Source organism: uncultured Paracoccus sp., assembly GCF_945915435.1.
Taxonomy (GTDB): Bacteria; Pseudomonadota; Alphaproteobacteria; order Rhodobacterales; family Rhodobacteraceae; genus Paracoccus.
On record NZ_CAMEFG010000013.1, the window covers coordinates 40,531 to 62,680 of the forward strand.

Genomic DNA, 22,150 nt, shown 5'->3' on the forward strand with positions numbered 1-22,150 from the left:
ATGTTCCGTATCATGACGAGGGCGGCGCTGGGGCTGGGCGCGCTGGTTTTCGGCGCGGGAATGGCGCTGGCCGCGCCCGACCCGATGCAGGCCCTGCGCGGCAAGCCCGCCGGCGCCGTGGCGCTGGACCCGATGAGCGCGCTGCGCGCCCATGCCCAGGGTGGCGAGGATATGGCCGGCAATCCCGAATTCGACGGGCTGCCCGACGGCCCCGGCGCGGAAGAGACCTATTATCAATGCGTCGCCTGCCACTCGACCGAAATCATCAAGCAGCAGCGCATCACCGACCTGCGTTGGGACGAGCTGTGGACCTGGATGGTCGAGGAGCAAGGCATGGTCGAACCGGACGAGGAAACCAGGCAGGTGATCCTGTCCTACCTCAAGGAAAACTTCTCATCAGAAAGATGAGGGGGAACGGGCAAGCGGCAGCCTGCCCGTTTCAACAGGACGCAAGGGCTATCGTGAGCGGCGTTCCGCGATAACACTGCGGAAAACCGCAAATCCGCATTGATGCAGTAACGCAATGGCGCGGAATCCCTGCGAAATTGCCCGTGCCCGGAACGATCAACCCGGAAATCCTGAAACCGGATCGGGCAGCGGCACGCCCAAGCCCCCCTGCCCCCTCGGGTTTGCAAAGGCCGCCCCGATCCGGGAAGTTGATCGACGATCAGGCGGCGAGGTGAGCTTTCGCGGGCAGCCCGGTCCGAAATGCGCAAGGCCGGAAACGCCAAGACCCCCCGCTTATCGCGGCAACGCCGGGTCAATGGTCTTGCCGGGTATTTCTTGCGTATCTTGCAACAGTCAAATGCAAATACAGGCGGTTAATGCGGATTTGATCTGCGCCTATCTTGCCGGTCATGACAACGGCGCCGGGCGGATCGCCCCGGCGGAAACTGGCGATCTTGATGAAAGGTGACGCGATGGATGACCGGCCCTGCGGGCATGGGGCGCGGAGCGCGCCTTCGCGCCCTTCGGCTTCGAGATCTTCCCGGCCCGTGCCGAGTCTGTCGAATGGACTGCCGCCCTGGCCGGGGCGCCGCATGGCGAACTGGCCTGGCTGATGGCGGCGCTGATCCTGGGCCATGTGGTCATGGCCGGGCTGCACCGGGCGATGTGGCGCGACGGCACCTTGTCGCGCATGGCCGGCACGCCCCGGAAGGCGTGAACGAACAATCACGAAAGGAAACCCAAGATGAAACTCTATTACGCCCCCGGAAGCTGCTCGCTCTCGCCCCATATCGCGCTGCGCGAGGCGGGGCTGGCGTTCGATCTGATCCGCGTCGATACCCGGACCCATACCTTCGGCGACGGCCAGGACTATTACGCGGTCAACGAGTTGGGCTATGTCCCCGTCCTGCAACTCGACAGCGGCGAGGTGTTCCGCGAAGGCGCGGTGCTGGTCCAGTATATCGCCGATCAGGCGCCCGCGACCGGCCTGGCCCCGGCGAACGGCACCATCGAACGCTATCGCTTGCAGGAATACCTGACCTTCCTGGGCAGCGAGATCCACAAGGGCTTCATCCCGCTGTTCTACGCCGCCGCCGCCGAGGGCTATTTCGACATCGCCAAAGCCAAGCTGTTCGAGCGTTTCCAATGGATCGACGCCCAGCTTGCCGGCAGGGACTTCCTGATGGGCGAGCGGTTCACCATCGCCGATTGCTACCTGTTTGCGCTGATCGGATGGGCCAGGGCGGACTGGATGAGTTCGGTCTTCCAGCTTGACCTCGACCTGACCGGGCTTGGCAATCTGGCCGCATGGCACAAGCGCGTCATGGCCCGCCCGACCGTGCAGGCGGCGTTGCAGGCCGAGGGGCTGAGGGCGGAAGCCGCCTGACGCAAGGGGGTCGGATTGACCAAGGCCCCGCGATCCGCAACGCTGTCGCCAAGGACAGCAGGAAAGGAATTCGCCGATGCGCACACCCGTTCAGCTTGGCGGACTGACCGTTTCCTCCATCGGTTACGGCTGCATGGCCCTGACCGGCATCTATGGCGGCGGGTTGACGGATGACGACGCCCGCGAGCAATTGCACAAGGCCATCGATGCCGGGATCACCCTGCTCGACACCGCCGATGTCTATGGCGATCCGCGCCCCGGCCACGAAGGCCCCGCCGGCACCAACGAGGACATGCTGGCCCCGCTGCTGGCCGAACGGCGCGACGACGTGCAGATTTCCACCAAGTTCGGCATCACCGGCGAGCAGGTGGACCCCGAGACCGGCAGGATCGAGGCAGGCCGCATCGCCGGCAGGCTGGACTATGTCCGCGCGGCCTGCGAGGCCTCGCTGCGGCGGCTGGGCGTCGAGGCGATCGACCTCTATTACCTGCACCGGCCCGACCTGACCGTGCCGATCGAGGAGACCGTCGGCGCGATGGCCGAGCTTGCCCAGCAAGGCAAGGTGCGCCACCTGGGCCTGTCCGAGGTGACCGTGGACGAATTGCGCCGCGCCCACGCAACCCACCCGATCTCGGCCCTGCAATCGGAATGGAGCCTGTGGTCGCGCGATGTCGAGGCAAGGATCGTCCCCGCCTGCGCCGAACTTGGCATCGGCTTCGTCTCCTACAGCCCGCTCGGGCGCGGCTTCCTGACCGGCACGCTGACGAAAGAGGCCGCCGCCGCCGACATCCGCGGCGCCACCGAGCGCATGGGCGCGGGCTGGGACGCGAACGCGCGCGCCCTTGCCCTGGTCGCCTCGGTGGCCGGGGAACTGGGCGCCAGCAACTCGCAGGTGGCGCTGGCCTGGCTGTTTGCCAAGGGCGCGCAATACGGGGCGGCGACCGTGCCCATCCCCGGCTCGCGCCGCGCGTCGCGCATGATCGAGAACCTCGGCGCGGCGGGTCTGGTGCTGACCGACGACCAGATGCGCCGCCTCGACACCGTGGCGGGCCTCGTCACCGGCGCCCGCAACCTCTATGCCGACAACGCAGACTGGACCACCGAAAACCGGGAATGAGGGGCCGGGCGGAACTGCTGCCGACAATCTACCATCAGTAACTTACCTGTGGATATGCCCGGAACGCGGCGCCCCGTCAAACCACCCAGCCAGCCCGGAGTCGATTTCATGTCGGACAGCAAGCTTACGCTCTACAGTCTCAACATCTGCCCCTTCGTGCAGCGCGCGGCGATTGCGCTGCTGGAAAAGGGCGTCCCGTTCGAGCGCGTCTTTATCGACACCGCGAACAAGCCCGAGGGTTTTCAGAAGATCTCGCCTCTGGGCAATGTGCCGGTGCTGGCGGTGCGTCAGCCGGACGGCAGCGATGCGGCGATCTTTGAAAGCCTCGTCATCTGCGAATATATCGAAGAGACCCAACCCGGCCGCAAGCAGCATCCCGCCGACCCCTTGGCACGGGCGCGTCATCGCGGCTGGATGGAGTTTGCATCCTCGATCATCTCGGCCATCGTCGGGATCGAACGCGCGGCGGATGAAGAAGCCCTCAGGACCAATGCGGACAGGATCGCCGCCCGCTTTGCCCGGCTCGAGCAGGAACTGGGCGTCGGCCCCTATTTCGACGGCGCGGCGTTCAGCCTTGTCGATGCGGTCCATGCGCCGATCTTCCGGTATTTCGACGTCTTCGACAGCTTCCGGGACCTTGGCGTTTTTGCCGATCTTTCCAAGGTGTCGGCATGGCGCAAGGCATTGGCCGAACGGCCCAGCGTCCAGCAGGCGGTGACGGCGGATTACCACGATGAGATGGTGAAATACCTTGAAAAGCGCGGCTCCTGCCTGCTTCGGGCCGGTCGCTGAGACCGTCGCGCTAGGGCCATGACCCAGCCCCCCGCATCCCCGGCCCCGCGCAAGCGCCTGAAAAGAGAACAGCGCCTTGCGCAACTGATGGATCTGTCCTGGCGGCTTGTCCGCGAGGAGGGAACCGATGCGCTGACGCTGGGGCGCCTTGCCGATGCGGCGGGGGTCACCAAGCCGGTGGTCTACGACCATTTCGGCACGCGCCACGGGCTGCTGGCGGCGCTCTATCGCGATTTCGATCTGCGCCAGGGCCGGAATCTGGAGGCGGCTCTGGCCCAAGGCAAGCCCGACGCCGACAGCCGGGCCAGGCTGATCGCCGCGCATCATATCGGTTGCGTCACGGCCGAGGGGCGGGAACTGCCCGACGTGGTGGCGGCGCTGAGTTCCTCGCCCGAACTTGCGACGATCAAGAGGGAATGCCAGACGGCCAGCATAGAGAAATACGGGCATGCGCTGGCGCCCTTCATGGCGTCAAAGACCTTGCCGAAAGCCGCGCTCTGGGCGATCCTGGGCGCGGCGGATTCCCTGTCGAATGCCGTTCTTGCGGGGGAGGCGACCGAAGGCGAGGCCCATGAGGAACTGTATGAATTGATCATGGCGGCCATCCGCCGCAACTGATGGCCGCCACCGCGAACCCTGTCGAATTGCATCCGGGATCGCGCCGCATATTCACCTTTGCCCCTCTCACGGGACTGTCCTGCATGCGCCGGCATTGCCATTGCCAGCCGGATGGGCTTTGACTGGAACGGCAGTGACCAGCCATTGCCTTCCCTGACCGTTGCAGATCATGCAAGAAACCAGCGCCGCCTCGATCGAGGAACTCAGAACCTTCATCACCGTCGCCGAACTGGGCAGCTTCGCCGAGGCGGCGCGGCATCTGGGGCGGGACACTTCCGTGTTGTCGCGGCGCATCAATGCGCTTGAGCGGCGTTTGGGCGTGCGCCTGCTGGCCCGCACGACGCGGGCGGTCGCCCTGACCGAGGCGGGCACGCAATATCACCGCCGCGTGCAGGCCATCCTGGACGAGTTGGAGGCGGCGAACCGCGAGGTCAGCGATATCGCCGTCACGCCGCGGGGGTTGCTTCGGGTGTCGATGCCGCTGGCCTTCGGGCGGCGCTGGATCGCGCCGCTTCTGCCGGGTTTTGCCGCCGATTTCCCCGAGATCCGCGTCGATGCGCGCTTCACCGACTGCCATGTGGACCCGGTCGCCGAGGGTTTCGACCTGGCCCTGCGCGTGGGCCGGCCCGCCGACAGCGCCTGCATTGCCCGCAAGATCGGCAGCTACCGCACCATGCTGGTGGCCGCCCCCGCCTATCTTGCCGCGCGTGGCATGCCCGAGCGGCCCGAGGACCTGGGCACCCATGCCTGCCTTGGCTTTACCGGCCACGTCACCTGGCCGCGCTGGCCGCTGACGAAGGGCGGCAGGCGGGTCATGGTCGAGCCGAAGGGACCGATCATCTCGGACAGTGCCGAGATCCTGGTGGATGCCGCCGTTGCCGGTTCAGGCATCATCCTTGCCCCCGACTGCCATGTCATCGACCACCTGCGCCGCGGCGAGTTGGTGGAAATCCTGCCGGGCTGGTGCGCGGCGAACGACGGCCCGATCAATGCCATCCTTCCGCCGGGCCGGATCGTGCCCGCGAAAGCCCGCGTCTTCATCGACCGCTTGACGCAAAATCTGCGCGATGGATGGCAATGGGACGGCGGGCGGGGGTAAGCCCTGCGACATCCTGGCATGGCCTCCGCCCCTGCCCAGTCGCAAAAATGCAATCGGTCTGTCGTATCGATCCCAAAGTATCGCCCTCCCCCCATGATTAAAGGATGCGGATTTCTTTCACGCGATTACCGCAATCGCGGAAGAATTGCAGAGGAGGAATATATGGACCAGCGTATCAGCGGGACAAAGGTGATCACCTTTGCCGGGGCATTCATTGCATTTCTTATAGGTTCGGGATTCGCGACAGGGCAAGAGATACTGCAATATTTCACGTCATACGGATATTGGGGAATTGCCGGCGCCCTTGTCGTGATGATTTTGCTGATTTACATCGTCGTCGCGTTCATTACGGTCGGATATCAAGAGAAGTTTGAAAAACCAAGCGACATATTCGCCTATTTCTGCGGAAAACCCCTTGGGATGTTTTTTGATTTCTTTTCGATCATCTTCATCTACATGTCCTTCATGGTGATGATCGCCGGGGCCGGCGCGACCTTGAATGAGCATTTCCAGCTTTCGCCGATGGCGGGCGGAATCGGGATGGCCATCCTGGTGATGATAACGGTTTGCCTTGGCCTGAACCGGCTTGTCGAGGTCATCGGCGTCATCGGGCCGGTGATCGTGGTCCTGTCCATCGCATTGGGCCTGTCGGCGATCCTGAAAAGACCCGAAGGCATCGCCGAGGGCAATGCCCTTTTGCCGACGCTGGAACTGAAAACCGCCTCGACGAACTGGCTGTTCGCGGCGGGGTCCTATGTCGGGTTCTGCATGCTCTGGCTGGCGACGTTCATGGCCGCGATGGGCGCGACCGCCAACAGCCGGAAGGAAGCGGCCCTTGGCGGCGCATTGGGGGCGGTCGCCTTTTCCGCCGCCGTCATCATCGTCGCCCTGGGGTTGCTGGCCAATATCGCGCAGGTCAACGGAACGGAAATCCCTTCGCTCTACCTGGCGCATAACCTGCATCCGCTTCTGGCGACGGGCTTTTCGCTGATTATCTTCGCAGGCATCTATACGACTGCCGTGCCGCTGCTCTGGACGGTCGTCGCCCGTTTCACGAAAGAGAAAAGCAGCAACTTCGTCATCCTGACGGTGGTGCTTACCGCTATCGGCACCTTTATCGGATTGCGGGTTCCCTTCTCGACGATGGTGAATATCGTTTATGTCATCAACGGATATGTGGGGGTGTTGCTGCTGGTCCTGATGCTGGTGAAAACCCTTGCCGGAAAGGCGAAAGGGCCACCGCCTGAATGGATCGCAAGATTGGGGCGGGGATGATCGACCGCTTTTTCCCGCCCCGTCTGGAAAGTGGCGCATCCGAATGCGGCTCAATTCCCCTGCGGTATCAATACGCCCGTCGTATAGGCCGGCTCCGCATGACCCGCCTGCGCCTGGCGGTATTCGTTCGGCGTCAGCCCCCTTTCGGCCTTCATCGCCCTGACCAGATGCGAGGCGTCGCAGAAGCCGCAGGCAAGGGCGATCGAGTTGATGGGGTCGCGGCTGGTGCGCAGCCTGAGCATGGCCTTTTCGATCCGCAGTTCCAGGTAGATCTTCTGGGGCGAGCGTTTCAGATCGACCTGGAAGCGGCGTTCCAGCGTGCGGCGCGCGACGCCCAGTTCAAGGGCGAGGTCGTCGATGGTCCGGGGCATCTCGATGTTCTGCTGCATGCGCAGGACCGCGCGCTTGACCAGCGGGTCTTCGGCGCGGCGGGCAAGCTGCTGGCCGGGTTGCGGGCGCTCGCCGCTCAGCGCGTCCTCGATCATCATGATATTGAGGCTTTTCGTCGCCGCCGACTGGCCGATATGGCGCTGGACCAGAAAGGCGGCCAGATGCGAGGCGCTATGACCACCCGAGCAGGTCAGGCGGTCGCGGTCCACGACGAAGATCTGGTCCGAGACGGGCATTTCCGTATCGAAACGGTCCAGGAAATCCTGATGGTGAAACCAGCTCACGCAGCAGCGATATCCTTGCAGCAGCCCGGCCTCTTGCAGGATGAAGACGCCGGTGCAAAGGCCGATCAGCGGCACGCCCCTGGCGGCTTCGGTGCGCAGGTATTCCAGCGCCTCGTTGCTGATGGCGCGATAATCGCCGATCAGCCCGCCCACCACGACAAGATAGTCGAAGCTTGCCGCGTTGCGCAGGCGGATTTCCGGCTGGACGCGGATCCCGCAGCTTGAGCGGATCGCCAACCCGTCATGGGCCAGCACCGTCCATTCGCAGCGGATCGGGCGCGACTTGTCGGCCTCATCCGCGGCCAGGCGCAGGACATCGACGAAATTGGCAAAGGCCGAAAGGGTGAAGCGGTCGGCAAGGATGAAGCCGATGCGCAAGCGGTTCTTCCAAGACTGGGCCATGCCGCATTCCTTCAAGCCACCTGTCGTTTATATCCCATACCGCGCGTTCGATCCAGCGTAACCTGCACGGGATTGCGATACGGGGACCGGGATAAGGGGGGCCGGAAAATGACGGGTTTCAGCGCATTTGCCTTATTGAAGAACGTCCCGGCCGGGCACGGGGCCGCCAGCGCAACCCTTGCGATCCGCGGGGCGTAGATGTTCCTTTCGGTTTTCGACATCTTCAAGGTCGGGATCGGTCCTTCGTCCTCGCATACGATGGGACCGATGGTTGCCGCCGCGCGCTTCCTTGGCGATCTGCGCAGGGGCGTCGAAAAGGTTCCCGGCGCGGGGGCCTTGCATGGGCTGGGTGCCAGCCTGCACGGCTCGCTGGCCTTTACCGGCAAGGGACATGCGACGGATCGCGCGGTGATCCTGGGCCTGTGCGGCCTGCTGCCCGACACGCTGGACCCCGACCGCGCCGAAGAGATCGAGGCCGAGGTGCGCCTCACCGGCCTTGTCCACCCCGAGGGGCTGCCGCCCCTGCATTTCGCCCCCGAAAAAGACCTGCTCTTCGATTACGGGCCGCCCTTGCCGGGCCATGCCAACGGTTTGATCCTCAGGGCTTTCGATGCCGCTGGCCGGACCTATTACCAGCAGACCTATTATTCGATCGGCGGCGGTTTCGTCGCAAGCGCCGAGGAGTTGGAACGCAGCGCGAATGCGCAGGACGCCCCGCCCGCGGCGGTCCCCTACCCCTTCGCCCGCGCCGATGAGATGCTGCGGATGGGCCGCGCCTCGGGAAAGACCATCGCCCAGATGAAGCGCGCCAACGAAGAAGCGGCCCACGGCGACGGGCTGGACGCCCGGCTGGACCGTATCTGGCAGGTCATGGACGGATGCATCCAGCGCGGATTGACGCAAGAGGGTATCCTGCCCGGCGGGCTGAAGGTCCGGCGGCGGGCGCGGCTGATCCATCGGCAGTTGCAGGCCGAGCGGGGCCGCAACCTCAACCAGCCGCACCAGGCGAACGACTGGATGAGCGTCTACGCGATGGCGGTGAACGAGGAAAACGCCGCCGGGGGCCGCGTCGTCACCTCGCCCACGAACGGGGCGGCGGGCGTGGTGCCGGCGGTGGCGCGCTATTACCTGGACCATTGCATCGGTGCCCGCCCGGACGGGGTCCGCGACCTGTTGCTGGTCGCCTCGGCCATCGGCGGGATCATCAAGCACAACGCCTCGATTTCGGGGGCCGAAGTCGGTTGCCAGGGCGAGGTGGGTTCCGCCAGCGCGATGGCTGCGGCGGGGCTGTGCGCGGTTCTGGGCGGCACCAACGAACAGGTGGAAAACGCTGCCGAAATCGCGCTGGAACATCACCTTGGCATGACCTGCGACCCGGCGGCGGGGCTGGTGCAGGTGCCCTGCATCGAACGCAATGCATTGGGTGCGATCAAGGCCGTCTCGGCCGCCAGCCTGGCCTTGCGGGGGGACGGCGCGCATTTCATGCCGCTGGACAACTGCATCAAGGTCATGCGCGACACGGGCCGCGACATGGATCTGAAATACAAGGAAACCTCGCAGGGCGGCATCGCCGTGAACCTGCCGGAATGCTGAAGGGAGGGTCTGGTTTGACCAATTACGTCATGAAGGTGTCCTGCCCCACGCGGGCGGGGATCGTTGCCGCCGTGTCCAGCTATCTTGCGCAGGCGGGCTGCAATATCAACGACAGCTCGCAATTCGCCGATCAGGACAATGGCCGTTTCTTCATGCGCATCCGCTTCGTGTCGGAAGGGGGACAGGTGCTGGAGGATATCGCCGGCGGCTTTGGCGAGATCGCGTCAGGCTTCGGCATGGAATACGAATTCCGCGACCTGTCGCAAAAGCCCCGGATCGTCGTCATGGTGTCGCGCTTCGGGCATTGCCTGAACGACCTGCTCTATCGTTCGCGCATCGGGGCGCTGCCGGTCGAGATCGCGGCGGTCGTCTCGAACCATACCGACTATCAGAAACAGGTCGTGAATGAGGATATCCCCTTTCACTTCATCCGCGTGACCCCGGAAACCAAGCCGCAGGCCGAAGCGGCGATCATGCAGGTGGTTCATGACACCAGGGCCGAACTGATCGTCCTGGCACGCTACATGCAAGTGCTGTCGGACCAGATGTGCCGGGAAATGTCGGGGCGGATCATCAATATCCACCACTCTTTCCTGCCCAGTTTCAAGGGCGCCAACCCCTACAAGCAGGCGTTCGAGCGCGGCGTGAAGCTGATCGGAGCGACCAGCCATTACGTCACCGCCGACCTGGACGAAGGCCCGATCATCGAACAGGACACGATCCGCGTCACCCATGCGCAGTCGCCCGAGGATTACGTCAGCCTTGGCCGCGACGTCGAGGCGCAGGTGCTGGCCCGCGCCGTCCACGCACATATCAATCACCGGGTGTTCCCGAACGGGTCCAAGACCGTGGTATTCCCGGCCTCGCCCGGGGAATATGCGTCCGAAAGGATGGGCTGACGGTTCCTTGCCGGATCGGAATGTCCCCGCGCCCCGTTTGGACGGGATTCACCGGCCCGCCCGATTGCCGGGCGAGCCATATTGAGGGTCCTGCCGGAAGTTTGGCCTTCCAGTCAGGTCGCGGGTGCGAAGGTCAGAGGGCGGCTTCGATCTTCTCGGCCACTTCCGCGGGGACCCATTCCGTCCAGATATCCCTGTTTTCCTCAAGGAAATGCACGGCGCCATCCTCGCCCATCGCCTGATTGTCGGCCTGCCAAGCCATCAGGGCGGCCACGGTGTCGTTGCTCCAGCCGCGGGTGTCGAAATACTCCATGATCGCCGGATCAATCCGGTCGGCGAAGTCGCGGGTCACGACCGTCATGACCGTATCGATGGGCCAGCCCGTCACCTTGGGGTCGGCGCAATCGAGGTTGGTCGTGCATCTTTGCCATTCCTCGGGGTCATGTTCCTGGGTGGGTTCCAGCAGCACCAGCTCATACCGGCCCAGAAGCGCGGTCGGCGCCCAGTAATAGGTGACGAAGCCTTCCTCGCGCTCGTAGGCGCGGGCGATGGCGCCGTCCAGACCGGCGGCGGAACCGGGCCGCATCAGGTTGAAACCCTTGGCTTCGGCCTCATATGCCCTGAAAAGCTGCGCGGTGACGACCGTGGCCCCCCATCCTTCGGCGCCGTTGAAGATCACGCCCCTGTCGGGGTTTTCGGGATCGGGGAACAGGTCGGGACGGGCCAGGGCGTCCTCGACCGTCCTGATATCAGGGTTGGCATCGGCGAGGTATTTGGGAATCCACCAGCCCTGGATGCCGCCATCGGGCAAGGCCGGGGCGCCGTAGACGATCTTGCCGTCCTCCAGCCCCTGCGGCACGATCTCGGGCAAGAGGTCCACCCAGGTTTCGGAAGAAACGTCGGGCGCGCCCCGCTCGATCATCGAGGTAGTCGAGGGAACCGTATCGCCGGGCATGGTTTCGACGGTGCAGCCATAGCCGTTTTCGAGGATGAACTTGTCGACATAGGTCAGCAGTTCGGCACTTTGGACATTGTGAAGCGCAAGCGAGACATTGCCGCAATCCTGCGCCGCAGCCTGCCACGCGCCGCCGAAGAGACCTGCGGCCAGAACAGTCGAAGCAAGCAGTCTTTGCATGTTCTTTCTCCCTTTATGCGGCGGTGAAGGGGCCGCGTTGTCTTCCTTGGGGGTCGGGCATTCGCCGTTGTCGACGGCTCTGCCTCACCATATTCGTATACGATATTTCTTCTACGAAAAGTTTCGGGCAAGGGTGATTCTGTCAAGCGGTTTTTCAGCCGCAGGCGCATGCCGGGCTGCAAGGCCCGGGGGGCGCTGCCCCCCGATCCCCGTGCCGGGGATTCCCCCCGGGGTATTTGGATGATGAAGAATTTCCGCAATGTTCAGAGGTCCTTCACGATTCTGAGCGCATCATAGATCGCGGCATGGGTGTTCCTTGCGGCCACGGCGTCGCCGATGCGGTAGAGGCGGAAGCGGGCTTCGGGGTTCTTGCGGATCGCTTGCGGGCGGCCGGTGGTCAGGGCGTCGTAATCGACCTCGCCCAGATTGGACGACAGGGGTTTGAGGTCGAAATAGAGGTCGTCCAGCGGGCGGGTGCCGTGATTGACGACGACCTGGTCGACGATGCGTTCGCGGGTGAAGGTGCCGTAATCGCTGCCCAATGTCGCGCGCAACTGGTTGCCGTTGCGGGTCACCGACAGCAGCCGCCAGGTGACGGTGAAGGTGGTGTCGCGCTTTTGCAGGTTGCGCATGTAGGGGACCAGGTTCATCGCCATCACCTCGGGCGAGAAACTGCGGTCGGGGGTGACGATCTCGACCGAGGCCCCCGTGGCCGAGATCAGATCGGCGGCCTGCAGCGCCGCGTGGTCGCCCGCATCGTCGAAGATCAGCACGTTGCGGCCCGGCTTGACGTCGCCCGACAGGATGTCCCAGGCCGAACAGGTCAGGTCGTCGCCCTGCGCCAGCACCTCGGTATGGGGCAGGCCGCCGGTGGCGACGATCACCTCATCGGGGTCGGTGGCCAGGACGTCGTCCATCTCGGCATAGGTGTTGAAGCGGAACCGGACGCCGTGTTTTTCGCACATGGCCTGACGCCAGGCGATGATCGAGATCATCTCGCGCCGCCGTTCGTCCTGCGCGGTCAGGCGGATCTGGCCGCCGGGCTGAGGGGCGGCCTCGAAGACGGTCACGTCATGGCCGCGCTCGGCGGCGACACGGGCGGCCTCCATCCCCGCCGGGCCGGCGCCGATGACGGTGACGCGCTTCTTCGCCGGGGCGGGCGGGATGGTCTGCGGCATGGTTTCCTCGCGGCCCGTCGCGGCATTGTGCAGGCAGAAGGCCATGCCGCCCTGATAGATCCGGTCGAGGCAATAATTCGCGCCGACGCAGGGGCGGATGTCGTCCTCGCGCCCCTCCACGATCTTGCGGACCAGATGCGGGTCGGCCATATGGGCGCGCGTCATGCCCACCATGTCCAGCAGGCCCGAGGCGATGGCGTGGCGGGCGGTCGGCACGTCGGGGATCTTGGCCGCGTGGAAGGTCGGGAAGCCGGTGGCCTTTCTGATCTGCCCGGCGAAGTCCAGATGCGGGGCGTTGCGCATGCCCTGCACCGGGATCACGTCGGTCAGCCCGGCATCGGTGTCGATATGGCCCTTGACCACGTTCAGGAAGTCGACCAGCCCGCTGTCCTTCAGTTTTTGCGAGATCGCCAGCCCGTCCTCGGCCGAGATTCCGCCCGGCAACTCCTCGTCGCCGGTATAGCGCACGCCGAGGATGAAATCCTCGCCGCAGCGTTTGCGGATCTCGCGCAGGATGTCGAAGGTGAAGCGCAGCCGGTTGTCCAGGCTGCCGCCGTAAGGCCCGTCGAGGTCATTGGTCAGTGGCGACCAGAACTGATCCATCAGGTGGCCATAGGCTTGCAATTCCAGCCCATCGAGGCCCGCCGCCTTCATCCGTTCGGCCGCATCGGCATAATCGGCGACGATGCGGGCGATGTCCCAGTCCTCCATCTTCTTGGGGAAGGACCGATGCGCCGCCTCGCGTTCATGGCTGGGCGAGACGACGGGCAGCCAGTCGGCCTTGTCCCAGCGGGTGCGGCGGCCAAGGTGGGTCAGCTGGATCATCACCGCGGCACCGTGGTCGTGGCATTCGTCGGTCAACTGCTTCATCCAACCGACCACCTCGTCCTTCCAGGCCAGGATATTGTTGAAGACCGGCGGGCTGTCGCGCGAGACCGAGGCCGAGCCTGCCGTCATCGTCAGCGCCACGCCCGCCTTGGCGCGTTCCACGTGATAGGCGCGATAGCGGTCCTTGGGCATGCCGTCCTCGGGATAGGCCGGCTCGTGGCTGGTGATCATGATGCGGTTGCGAAGCGTCAGGTGCTTCAACTGGTAGGGCTGCAGAAGGGGATCGTTCGACATCGGATCTGCCTGTGAAAGGTGGACGGGTCGGGTTTCAGGATCGAAGGAATGTTCATTTGTGTCAATTAAAAAATCAAGCATGAACATTATCGGATCATCCTGGAACATTTTTCTTGAATGGAATCGGATGGCTGGCTAGGCTTGCCGCATGGGACAACGTGCTGCGACAGCGGAAGGCGGATGGCGTGGATCGCGCGAGGGCTGGCTTGAAACCGGCTACCGGGCGCTGATCGAAGGGGGCGTCGATGCGGTCAAGATCCAGCCCCTGGCCAGGCAACTGGGCCTGTCGCGCACCAGCTTTTACTGGTTTTTCGAAGATCGCGAGGCGCTGCTGACCGCGCTGATCGACGGCTGGGCGGAACGGACCACCATCCCGATGATCGGGGCGGCGCGGGAATATGCCGAATCGCTGGCCGAGGCGATGCTGAACGTGCTGGCCTGCTTTCTGCCCGACCGTTTCGACAGCAGGCTGGAATTTGCGGTGCGCAGCTGGGGCTTGCAGGACGCAAGCGTCGCCGCCCGCGTGGCCGAGGCGGACGAGGCGCGGCTGGCGGCCCTGCGCGAGATGCTGGTCCGCTGGGGCCGCCCCGAGCAGGAGGCCGATGTGCGGGCGCGGACGATCTATCTGACGCAGATCGGCTATATCTCGATGCGCGCGCAAGAGGACCTGGAAACCCGGCTGGCCCGCGTCCCCACCTATGTCGAAATCTACACCGGCACCCGGCCCGAACCGCGCGAACTCGCGCGATTCGATGCGCGGGTCCGCAGCCTTGCCGGATCGTCATGAGGACGTTCCGCAATCCATTCGGAACGAAGGCCCGCCTTCTTCCGGCCACCCGGACAGGGCGACGGTCCGAATGGCGAATACCCATGTCGCTACAGGGAGAAACTGAAAAATGAAACGATCCTTCATCCTCGGCACCGCTGCCGCCCTGCCCTTCATGGCGCTGGCCGGGACCGCCCAGGCCGAATGCGGCGATCTGACGATTGCGAGCATGAACTGGCAAAGCGCGGAATTCGCCGCCGCGCTGGACGCCTTCATCCTCAACAACGGTTATGACTGCAACGCCGAGGTGATCCAGGGCGACACGGTGCCGACGCTGACCTCGATGGTCGAACGCGGCCAGCCCGAGATCGCGCCCGAAGGCTGGGTCGACCTGGTGCCCGAGGTCATCCAGTCGGGCCTGGCCGAAGACCGCATCGTCGTCACCGGCGACATCCTGACCGACGGCGCCGTCCAGGGCTGGTGGATTCCGAAATACATCGCCGACGCCAACCCCGACCTCAAGACCATCGACGACGTGCTGGCCCGCCCCGACCTGTTCCCCGACCCCGAGGATCCGTCGAAAGGCGCGATCTTCAACGGTCCGGCGGGCTGGGGCGGCACGGTCGTCACCACCCAGCTTTTCAAGGGTTTCGGGGCCGAGGAAGCGGGCTTCAACCTGATCGACACCGGCTCGGCCGCCGGTCTGGATGGCTCGATCGCGCGCGCATACGAGCGTGAAGCGGGCTGGGTCGGCTATTACTGGGCGCCGACCGCGCTTCTGGGCCGTTACGAGATGGTCAAGCTGGACCACGGGGTCGAGCTGGACATGGATGAGTGGCAGAGCTGCACCTCGAACGCCGATTGCGACGCGCCGCAGAAGAACGACTGGCCGGTGGACAAGGTGCAGACCGTCGTCGCCAAAAGCTTCGCCGATTCCGCGCCTGACGAGATCATGGACTACCTGTCCAAGCGGGCCTGGACGAACGAGACCGTGAACGGGATGATGGCCTGGATGACCGACAACCAGGCGCAGGGCGAGGATGGCGCGCGCGAGTTCCTGCGCCTGCATGAAGAGATGTGGACCGAGTGGGTGACGCCCGAGGCCGCCGAGAAGATCAAGGCGGCGCTCTGACCTGATCGCGGCGCCCCGATCCCTGCGCGGCGGGCGGGTCATTCCCGCCCGCCATGACCCGGCACCCTCATGCGCGAGGCACCCATGCCATCCTGGCTGACATCCTTCCCACAGTTGAGCAATTCCTTCCTTCGCGACCTTCAGCGAAGCATCGACGACGGATTCCGCACCTTCACCCGCGGCTACGGCGACCTGATCGAGGGGTTCTTCAGCCCCCTGCAAACCATGCTGATCTGGTTCGAGCGGCTGCTGCTGAACACCCCCTGGCTGATCATCCTGGCGGTCGTCGCCGCCCTTGCCTGGGGCGCCAGCCGCAGCCTGCGGGTGGTGATCGGCAGCGTGGCGACGCTGGTCCTGATCGGCCTGTTCGGGATGTGGACGGACACGATGCGCACCGTCTCGATGGTGCTGGCGGCGACCTTCCTGTCCATCGCCATCGGCCTGCCCTTGGGGATCGTGATGGCGCGCTCGGACCGGGTGCAGCGGCTCATCAGCCCGGTGCTGGACATCATGCAGACCATGCCCAGCTTCGTCTACCTGATCCCGGTGGTGATGCTGCTGGGCATCGGCCGGGTGCCCGGCCTGATCGCGGTGGTGATCTACGCCATCCCGCCGATGATCCGGCTGACCAACCTGGGCATCCGCCAGGTCGACCGCGAGGTGCTGGAAGCCACCGACGCCTTCGGTTCATCCGCCTGGCAGAAGCTGGTCAAGGCGCAGTTGCCGCTGGCGCTGCCCACGATCATGGCCGGCATCAACCAGACCATCATGATGGCGCTGGCGATGGTGGTGATCGCCTCGATGATCGGGGTGCAGGGGCTGGGCCAGCCGGTGCTGCGCGCGATCTCGAACCAGTATTTCACGCTGGGGCTGTTCAACGGCTTCGCCATCGTCGGCATCGCCATCCTCTTCGACCGCATCAGCCAGGCCTGGGGCAAGCGGCTGCAAAAGCACCAGGAGGCCAGCCATGACTGATCCCGCCATCGACCCCATCGGCATCGAGATCCGCAACCTCTACAAGATCTTCGGTCCCAACCCCGAGGCCCATGTCGCAGCCGTCCGCGCCGGCATGAGCAAGGCCGAATTGCAGGCCCGCCACGGCCATGTGCTGGGCCTGAGCGACATCAACATCTCGGTCGTGCCGGGGTCCATCCAGGTCATCATGGGGCTGTCCGGCTCGGGCAAATCGACGCTGATCCGCCACATCAACCGGCTGATCGACCCCACCGCGGGCGAGATCATCATCGAGGGCCGGAACGTCGTCGAGATGTCGCGCCAGGATCTGCGCGCCTTCCGCCGCCACAAGACCGCGATGGTGTTCCAGAAATTCGGCCTGCTGCCGCATCGCACCGTGCTGGACAACGCGGCCTATGGCCTTGAGGTGCAAGGTATTTCGCAATCCGAACGCTACCGCACCGCCATGCGCTGGATCGAGCGGGTGGGCCTGTCGGGTTTCGAGAAGAGCTATCCCAGCCAGCTTTCCGGCGGCATGCAGCAGCGGGTGGGCCTGGCCCGCGCGCTGGCCAACGATGCCCCGATCCTCTTGATGGATGAGGCCTATTCGGCGCTGGACCCGCTGATCCGCTACGACATGCAGACGGTGCTGCTGGATTTGCAGCAAGAGGTCCGCAAGACCATTGTCTTCATCACCCACGATCTGGACGAGGCCCTGCGCATCGGCGACCGCATCGCCCTGCTGCGCGACGGCTCGGTGATCCAGCAGGGCACGGCGCAGGACATCGTGATGCGCCCCGCCGACGACTATGTGGCGAATTTCGTCCAGCATGTCGACCGCGGCAAGGTGCTGAAGGTCGGCGCGGTCATGGTCCAGCCCACGGGCGCCCTGCCCGAGGCCGCCATCGCCACCGATGCCAGCATCGCCGAGGCCCTGCAACAGATGGCCGCCAACCATCTGCAAGCCCTGCGCGTCGATGACCCCGAAGGCCAGCCCATCGGCATCATCCCCTTCCAGGATGCGATCGACGCCTATACCGGGCAGCACAGATGAAAACCGGCATCATCGGCGCAACCGGCTGGCTGGGATCGGCGCTTGGCGCGGGGCTTTTGTCGCGCGGCATCGTCCAGCCGGGCGACCTGGTGCTGCTGAACCGCAGCGGGCCGCGCCCCGATTATCACGGCCATGCCGATGTGATCTGGGCGCGGGACGTGGCGGATCTGGTGGCGCAAAGCGAGGTGGTCGTGGTCTCGGTCCGCCCCGAGGATTGGCCGGGCCTGGACCTGCGGGCCGCGGGGCGGCTGGTCATCTCTTTCATGGCCGGGGTCGAGGCGGCGACACTTGCCACCTGCGGCGGGCGCATCGTGCGGGCAATGCCCAATGCCGCCGCCGAGATCGGCGTGTCCTACTCGCCCTTCTGGGCCGCCGAAGGAGTGACCGAGGCCGAGCGCGATACGGTCCGCCGCCTGCTTTCCGCCATCGGCACCACCGACGAGTTGGAAGCCGAGGCGCAGATCGACCTGATGACCGCCCTGCCCGGCTCGGGCGCGGCCTATCCGGCGCTGATGGCGGTGGCGATGGCCGGGTTCATGCGCGCGCAGGGCGTCGCGGACGCCATTGCCTGGCGCGCTGCCGAGGCCGCCGTCATCGGCGGCGCGCGGCTGCTGGAAGGCCGCATCACCGAGGCCCCCGCCCTGCTGGCCGCCTATCGCGATTATCGCGGCACCACCGCGGCGGGGCTGGACGCCGCCGAGTCCGCGGGCTTCAGCCGGGCCATCGAGGCGGCGCTGGACGCGGCGGCTGACAAGGCGCGGCGCATGGCGCGCGGCAAGGCATGACCCGCCCGCCGCTCTCCAGCCTCGACGGCGCGGATTACGACGTGATCGTGATCGGCGCGGGCGCGGTCGGCTGCGCCAGCGCGCGGCAACTGGCCGGGCGCGGCTTTCGCACCCTGCTGGTGGATCGCGGCGATATCGGCGCGGGCACCTCGTCGCGCTCCAGCCGGATGCTCTATTCCGGGCTGGGTTATCTGGCCGCGCGCTATCCCTTGTGGCAGATGCCCTTCCGCCCCGCCGACATGATCCGGCGGCTGCTTTATACGCGCGACGTGATGCACTGCCGGGCGGAACTGGTCCGCGATATGCCCGGCCACCTGACGAAGCACCGCTTTCATTATCCGTTCCGCAAGGGCGACCGCTATCCGCCCTGGCTGGTCGATCTGGGCTTTCGCCTGGTCGAGGCGCTGGACGGCTGGCGGGTGCCCTTGGCCTATCGCCGCCTTGCCCCGCAGCAGGCGGCCGATGAAAGCGCCCTGGCGGCGGCGCTTGGCGGGCCGCTGCGCGGGGTCGGGGTGTTCGAGGAATACATGTATGCCTGGCCCGAACGGATCTGCGTCGATACCGCGCTGGATGCCGAGCGGCGGGGCGCCACCATCCGCACCTATGCCGAGGTAACGGGTATCGCGGGCGAGGGCGGCGACTGGCAGGTTACGCTGGATGAGCGCGCGCCCGAGGCGCAGGGACAGGCGCGGGTCCGCGCCCGCATGGTGGTGAACGCTGCCGGTCCCTGGATCGACCGGGTGCCGGGGGGCGGCACGGGCAGGCGGCGAGTGATCGGGATCAAGGGCGTCAACGTCATGGTCCGCCTGCCGCAGGCGTTTCGCGGCCAGGGGCTGGAGGCCTTTTCCCGCAAGGGCGAACCCTATTACGTCTTTCCCTGGCGCGATTTCCACTTTATCGGCCCGACCGAGACCGAGGTGACCGAGAACCCCGACGATATCCGCGTCGAACAGGCCGAGATCGACTATATCCTGGCCGAGGCCAACCATCTGTTCCCCGACCTGCGCCTGACGCGGGCGGATGTGCAACATTGCTGGTGCGGGGTGCGCCCGACCTCGACCCGCGACGGGCAGATGACCAGCCTGCCCGTCGAGGTGGCCGAAGATACGGACAGGCCGGGCCTGCTGGCCGTCACCGGCTCGACCATCATGCTGCATCGCCACGCGGCGCGGAAAGTGGCGCGGGCGGTCGAAAAGCGGCTTGGCAGGCGGGGACCCGCGCCCGAGGGCGTCATTCCCGCCCCGCAAACCCATGACGAGGGCATCGGCCAGATGGCGGCGCGCGAACATGTCGTGCGGCTTGCCGACCTGATCCGCCGCCGCCTGCCCGACGGGCTGGACCCCGATCTGGGCCGCAGCCGGGCCGAGGAACTGTCCCATATCGCCACCGCCAGCCTGAACTGGACCGACGCGCGCCGGCAGGACGAGCTGCGCCATTTCGTGGAGGATACCGCACGGGTCTACCGACAGCCGTAGGGGTCTATCCCGGCACCAGCCAGTCGGCGAACAGCCGCGCCTTGGCCGAGGCGCGGGGGTGGATGGTCAGGTGGAACCCGGCTGGCGAGGGCATGGTCTCGGGCACCAGCCGCACCAGTCGCCCCTGGTCCAGCAGGCTGCCGACCAGCCCTTCCCAGCCCAATACCGCGCCCACGTCGTCCTCGGCCGCCTGAAGCGCGATCATGTGGTTGTTGACATGCAGGCTGCGCCCCTTGGGGGCCGGGTGACCCATCGCGCGGAACCAATCCGTCCAGGTGGTCCAGTCGCTTTCCTCGCTGCGCATGTGGATCAGGGGCGCGGTCAGCAGATCGGCGGCATTGCGGATGCCATGTTCGTGCCGGAACCGTTCCGTGCCGATGGCAAGGATCCGGTCGTGAAACAGCGGGCGCCATTCCTCGTCATTGTCCTGGGGCACGGCGTAGCGGATGCTGAGATCGTGCCGCCCCGCTGAACCCGGCACGTCGCTGATGATCTGCGAAACGGTGATGCCGGGATGATACTTCCAGAAGGCGGCGATCTTGGGGGTCAGCCACAGCGCGCTGACCGCGGTCGAGGCGCGGATGGTGACGTCCACCGTTTCCGGGCTTTCGCGCAACTGGGTCACGGTGTCCGAGATCATCTCGAAACTGCGTTGCAGGGTCACCAGCAGGAAAGCGCCTTTCTCGGTCAGTTCGACCCCGCGATGGCGGCGGATGAACAGCGCGCAGCCAAGGTCGCGCTCCAGCGCCTTGATCTGGTGGCTGACGGCGGCGGGGGTGACGTTAATCTCGTTTGCGGCCGTCTTGAAGCTCATGTTTCGGGCGGCGGCCTCGAAACAGATCAGGGCGGTCATCGAGGAAAGGTCGTAGGGTCTGCGCAACGAACAACCTCCGGGCCGTTTTCAGGTTACCTGAACTAATCCACGGTGAATTTTTATGCCGTTGTCAAGATGTCGCATCGGGGGGAACGTCATTGACAGGTTCAACCCCATCTTATGGAAGCCGAGATGTCCGCCACCAACACGAATCTGCTTGACCTGCTCGCCCGGCGTGTGCCCGGACATGCGCTGGAGCAGCCCTTCTACACCTCGCCCGAGATATATCAGCAGGATCTGGAACATATCTTCTATCGCGAATGGCTGTTCGCGATCCCGGCCTGCCAACTGGTCAAGACGGGCAGCTATGCGACGCTGAAGATCGGCGCCTACAATATCGTCATCGTCAGGGGCCGCGACGGAGAGATTCGGGCCTTCCACAACTCTTGCCGTCATCGTGGTTCGATCGTGTGCAAGCAGCGGCAGGGACAGGCCGCGAAACTGGTCTGCCCCTATCACCAATGGACCTACGACCTGGACGGCAAGCTGCTGTGGGCCAACAGCATGGGACCGGACTTCGACCCGACGCAGCACGGGCTGCGCCCGGTGGCGCTGCGCAACCTGAGCGGGCTGATCTATATCTGCCTGTCCGACAACCCGCCCGATTTTGAGGATTTTGCCCGCGCCGCCGCGCCCTATCTGGCGGTCCACGACCTGCAGGACGCCAAGGTCGCCCATACATCGACGATCATCGAAAAGGGCAACTGGAAACTGGTCTGGGAAAACAACCGCGAATGCTATCATTGCAGCGCCAACCATCCCGCGCTGTGCCGGTCCTTCCCGCTGGACCCCGAGATTGCGGGCGTTTCGGTGGATGGCGGGGTTTCGGACCGCTTGCAGGCCCATTTCGACGCCTGCGCCGCCGCCGGCGCGCCCTCGCAGTTCCTGCTGAGCGATGACGGCCAATACCGGCTGGCGCGGATGCCCTTGCAGGAAACCGCCGTCAGCTACACGATGGACGGCAAGGCGGCCGTCGCGCGCCAGTTGGGCCGCATCGCCAAGCCCGATGCGGGCTCGCTGCTGGTCTTTCATTATCCCTCGTGCTGGAACCATTTCCTGCCCGATCATTCGCTGACCTTCCGCGTCACGCCGATCAGCCCGACCGAGACCGAGGTGACCACCACATGGCTGGTCCACAAGGATGCGGTCGAAGGGGTGGATTACGATCTGAAGCGTCTGACCGAGGTCTGGACCGCCACCAATGACGAGGACCGCGAGGTGGTCGAGACCAACCAGGAAGGCATTTCCAGCCCGGCCTATGTCCCCGGCCCCTATTCGCCCGACTGGGAAAGCGGGGTGATCCAGTTCGTGGACTGGTATGCCCAATGGATGGAACGCAGCCTTGCCCCCACCCGCATGGCGGCCGAATGAC

General features: G+C 65.3%; 21 protein-coding genes. 17 read left to right on the top strand and 4 right to left on the bottom strand.

The window, feature by feature from the left end; translation table 11 throughout:
* From Q0O97_RS06350 to Q0O97_RS06385, 8 genes are all read left to right on the top strand, one after another.
* Entirely contained in the window at positions 1-408 is a 408-nt protein-coding gene (locus Q0O97_RS06350) for a cytochrome C-552 (RefSeq protein ID WP_294926357.1), read from the top strand.
* 574 nt (positions 409-982) lie between these two features.
* Positions 983-1,165 (top strand): cytochrome b/b6 domain-containing protein, encoded by a 183-nt coding sequence (locus Q0O97_RS06355; protein ID WP_294926428.1) that lies wholly within the window; start codon positions 983-985, stop codon positions 1,163-1,165.
* A gap of 27 nt (positions 1,166-1,192) precedes the next feature.
* Entirely contained in the window at positions 1,193-1,834 is a 642-nt protein-coding gene (gene gstA, locus Q0O97_RS06360; RefSeq protein ID WP_294926359.1) for a glutathione transferase GstA, read from the top strand.
* A gap of 76 nt (positions 1,835-1,910) precedes the next feature.
* Positions 1,911-2,951, top strand: a complete 1,041-nt coding sequence (locus tag Q0O97_RS06365; protein ID WP_294926361.1) for an aldo/keto reductase — start codon at positions 1,911-1,913, stop codon at positions 2,949-2,951.
* A 108-nt stretch (positions 2,952-3,059) separates the two neighbouring features.
* Positions 3,060-3,743 (top strand): glutathione S-transferase family protein, encoded by a 684-nt coding sequence (locus tag Q0O97_RS06370; RefSeq protein WP_294926363.1) that lies wholly within the window; start codon positions 3,060-3,062, stop codon positions 3,741-3,743.
* An 18-nt stretch (positions 3,744-3,761) separates the two neighbouring features.
* Positions 3,762-4,361 (top strand): TetR/AcrR family transcriptional regulator, encoded by a 600-nt coding sequence (locus Q0O97_RS06375; RefSeq protein ID WP_294926365.1) that lies wholly within the window; start codon positions 3,762-3,764, stop codon positions 4,359-4,361.
* A gap of 169 nt (positions 4,362-4,530) precedes the next feature.
* Complete coding sequence (locus tag Q0O97_RS06380; protein WP_294926367.1) at positions 4,531-5,460, top strand: LysR family transcriptional regulator; 930 nt, start codon at positions 4,531-4,533, stop codon at positions 5,458-5,460.
* Between the two features lie 18 nt (positions 5,461-5,478).
* Positions 5,479-6,735 carry a hypothetical protein gene (locus Q0O97_RS06385; protein WP_294926369.1) on the top strand — a complete coding sequence of 419 codons (1,257 nt, stop codon included), beginning with the start codon at positions 5,479-5,481 and terminating at the stop codon, positions 6,733-6,735.
* Positions 6,736-6,785: 50 nt separating this feature from the next.
* Here Q0O97_RS06385 and Q0O97_RS06390 read toward each other — a convergent pair whose 3' ends face one another.
* Positions 6,786-7,811: a GlxA family transcriptional regulator gene (locus Q0O97_RS06390; RefSeq protein ID WP_294926371.1), complete on the bottom strand. Its 1,026-nt coding sequence runs from the start codon at positions 7,809-7,811 to the stop codon at positions 6,786-6,788.
* 198 nt (positions 7,812-8,009) lie between these two features.
* Here Q0O97_RS06390 and Q0O97_RS06395 point away from each other — a divergent pair, with 198 nt between their 5' ends.
* Both Q0O97_RS06395 and purU read left to right on the top strand, forming a co-directional pair.
* Entirely contained in the window at positions 8,010-9,404 is a 1,395-nt protein-coding gene (locus Q0O97_RS06395; protein WP_294926373.1) for an L-serine ammonia-lyase, read from the top strand.
* Positions 9,405-9,418: 14 nt separating this feature from the next.
* Positions 9,419-10,303, top strand: coding sequence for a formyltetrahydrofolate deformylase (gene purU / locus Q0O97_RS06400; RefSeq protein WP_294926375.1), 885 nt, complete (start codon positions 9,419-9,421; stop codon positions 10,301-10,303).
* Positions 10,304-10,436: 133 nt separating this feature from the next.
* Here the strand turns inward: purU and Q0O97_RS06405 are convergent, their stop codons facing one another.
* Both Q0O97_RS06405 and hpbA read right to left on the bottom strand, forming a co-directional pair.
* On the bottom strand, positions 10,437-11,438 hold the full coding sequence (locus Q0O97_RS06405) for a glycine betaine ABC transporter substrate-binding protein (protein WP_294926377.1): 1,002 nt from the start codon (positions 11,436-11,438) through the stop codon (positions 10,437-10,439).
* Positions 11,439-11,701: 263 nt separating this feature from the next.
* Positions 11,702-13,738: an N-methyl-L-proline N-demethylase HpbA gene (gene hpbA / locus Q0O97_RS06410; RefSeq protein ID WP_294926379.1), complete on the bottom strand. Its 2,037-nt coding sequence runs from the start codon at positions 13,736-13,738 to the stop codon at positions 11,702-11,704.
* A 148-nt stretch (positions 13,739-13,886) separates the two neighbouring features.
* Here hpbA and Q0O97_RS06415 point away from each other — a divergent pair, with 148 nt between their 5' ends.
* The 6 genes from Q0O97_RS06415 (at position 13,887) to Q0O97_RS06440 (ending at position 19,904) form a co-directional block, all read left to right on the top strand.
* Positions 13,887-14,525 carry a TetR/AcrR family transcriptional regulator gene (locus tag Q0O97_RS06415; RefSeq protein ID WP_294926380.1) on the top strand — a complete coding sequence of 213 codons (639 nt, stop codon included), beginning with the start codon at positions 13,887-13,889 and terminating at the stop codon, positions 14,523-14,525.
* Between the two features lie 109 nt (positions 14,526-14,634).
* A complete protein-coding gene (locus Q0O97_RS06420; RefSeq protein WP_294926382.1) occupies positions 14,635-15,636 on the top strand; it encodes a glycine betaine ABC transporter substrate-binding protein in 1,002 nt (333 codons plus the stop codon).
* 84 nt (positions 15,637-15,720) lie between these two features.
* Entirely contained in the window at positions 15,721-16,611 is an 891-nt protein-coding gene (locus Q0O97_RS06425) for a proline/glycine betaine ABC transporter permease (protein ID WP_294926384.1), read from the top strand.
* Positions 16,604-17,644, top strand: coding sequence for a glycine betaine/L-proline ABC transporter ATP-binding protein (locus tag Q0O97_RS06430; protein ID WP_294926386.1), 1,041 nt, complete (start codon positions 16,604-16,606; stop codon positions 17,642-17,644). The genes Q0O97_RS06425 and Q0O97_RS06430 overlap by 8 nt, the downstream gene beginning before the upstream one ends.
* Positions 17,641-18,429, top strand: coding sequence for a pyrroline-5-carboxylate reductase dimerization domain-containing protein (locus Q0O97_RS06435; RefSeq protein ID WP_294926388.1), 789 nt, complete (start codon positions 17,641-17,643; stop codon positions 18,427-18,429). The genes Q0O97_RS06430 and Q0O97_RS06435 overlap by 4 nt, the downstream gene beginning before the upstream one ends.
* The gene (locus Q0O97_RS06440) at positions 18,426-19,904 is read left to right on the top strand and encodes an FAD-dependent oxidoreductase (protein WP_294926390.1); all 1,479 of its coding nucleotides are present in this window, start codon (positions 18,426-18,428) and stop codon (positions 19,902-19,904) included. The genes Q0O97_RS06435 and Q0O97_RS06440 overlap by 4 nt, the downstream gene beginning before the upstream one ends.
* 4 nt (positions 19,905-19,908) lie before the next feature.
* On the opposite strand, the gene Q0O97_RS06445 is transcribed toward Q0O97_RS06440, so the two are convergent.
* A complete protein-coding gene (locus Q0O97_RS06445) occupies positions 19,909-20,784 on the bottom strand; it encodes a LysR substrate-binding domain-containing protein (RefSeq protein ID WP_294926392.1) in 876 nt (291 codons plus the stop codon).
* A gap of 126 nt (positions 20,785-20,910) precedes the next feature.
* Here Q0O97_RS06445 and Q0O97_RS06450 point away from each other — a divergent pair, with 126 nt between their 5' ends.
* Positions 20,911-22,149, top strand: coding sequence for an aromatic ring-hydroxylating dioxygenase subunit alpha (locus Q0O97_RS06450; RefSeq protein WP_294926394.1), 1,239 nt, complete (start codon positions 20,911-20,913; stop codon positions 22,147-22,149).
* Position 22,150 lies beyond the last annotated feature (1 nt).

What these genes read in the sequence shown, in the direction of transcription:
- Q0O97_RS06385 (WP_294926369.1), top strand. Translation starts at nt 5,479, where the DNA reads ATGGCCTCCGCCCCTGCCCAGTCGCAAAAATGCAATCGGTCTGTCGTA.
- Q0O97_RS06425 (WP_294926384.1), top strand. Translation starts at nt 15,721, where the DNA reads ATGCCATCCTGGCTGACATCCTTCCCACAGTTGAGCAATTCCTTCCTT.
- Q0O97_RS06435 (WP_294926388.1), top strand. Translation starts at nt 17,641, where the DNA reads ATGAAAACCGGCATCATCGGCGCAACCGGCTGGCTGGGATCGGCGCTT.
- Q0O97_RS06390 (WP_294926371.1), bottom strand. Translation starts at nt 7,811, where the DNA reads ATGGCCCAGTCTTGGAAGAACCGCTTGCGCATCGGCTTCATCCTTGCC.
- Q0O97_RS06450 (WP_294926394.1), top strand. Translation starts at nt 20,911, where the DNA reads ATGTCCGCCACCAACACGAATCTGCTTGACCTGCTCGCCCGGCGTGTG.
- Q0O97_RS06380 (WP_294926367.1), top strand. Translation starts at nt 4,531, where the DNA reads ATGCAAGAAACCAGCGCCGCCTCGATCGAGGAACTCAGAACCTTCATC.
- hpbA (WP_294926379.1), bottom strand. Translation starts at nt 13,738, where the DNA reads ATGTCGAACGATCCCCTTCTGCAGCCCTACCAGTTGAAGCACCTGACG.
- Q0O97_RS06415 (WP_294926380.1), top strand. Translation starts at nt 13,887, where the DNA reads ATGGGACAACGTGCTGCGACAGCGGAAGGCGGATGGCGTGGATCGCGC.
- Q0O97_RS06395 (WP_294926373.1), top strand. Translation starts at nt 8,010, where the DNA reads ATGTTCCTTTCGGTTTTCGACATCTTCAAGGTCGGGATCGGTCCTTCG.
- Q0O97_RS06440 (WP_294926390.1), top strand. Translation starts at nt 18,426, where the DNA reads ATGACCCGCCCGCCGCTCTCCAGCCTCGACGGCGCGGATTACGACGTG.
- Q0O97_RS06370 (WP_294926363.1), top strand. Translation starts at nt 3,060, where the DNA reads ATGTCGGACAGCAAGCTTACGCTCTACAGTCTCAACATCTGCCCCTTC.
- Q0O97_RS06430 (WP_294926386.1), top strand. Translation starts at nt 16,604, where the DNA reads ATGACTGATCCCGCCATCGACCCCATCGGCATCGAGATCCGCAACCTC.
- Q0O97_RS06375 (WP_294926365.1), top strand. Translation starts at nt 3,762, where the DNA reads ATGACCCAGCCCCCCGCATCCCCGGCCCCGCGCAAGCGCCTGAAAAGA.
- Q0O97_RS06405 (WP_294926377.1), bottom strand. Translation starts at nt 11,438, where the DNA reads ATGCAAAGACTGCTTGCTTCGACTGTTCTGGCCGCAGGTCTCTTCGGC.
- Q0O97_RS06420 (WP_294926382.1), top strand. Translation starts at nt 14,635, where the DNA reads ATGAAACGATCCTTCATCCTCGGCACCGCTGCCGCCCTGCCCTTCATG.
- Q0O97_RS06350 (WP_294926357.1), top strand. Translation starts at nt 1, where the DNA reads ATGTTCCGTATCATGACGAGGGCGGCGCTGGGGCTGGGCGCGCTGGTT.
- Q0O97_RS06365 (WP_294926361.1), top strand. Translation starts at nt 1,911, where the DNA reads ATGCGCACACCCGTTCAGCTTGGCGGACTGACCGTTTCCTCCATCGGT.
- gstA (WP_294926359.1), top strand. Translation starts at nt 1,193, where the DNA reads ATGAAACTCTATTACGCCCCCGGAAGCTGCTCGCTCTCGCCCCATATC.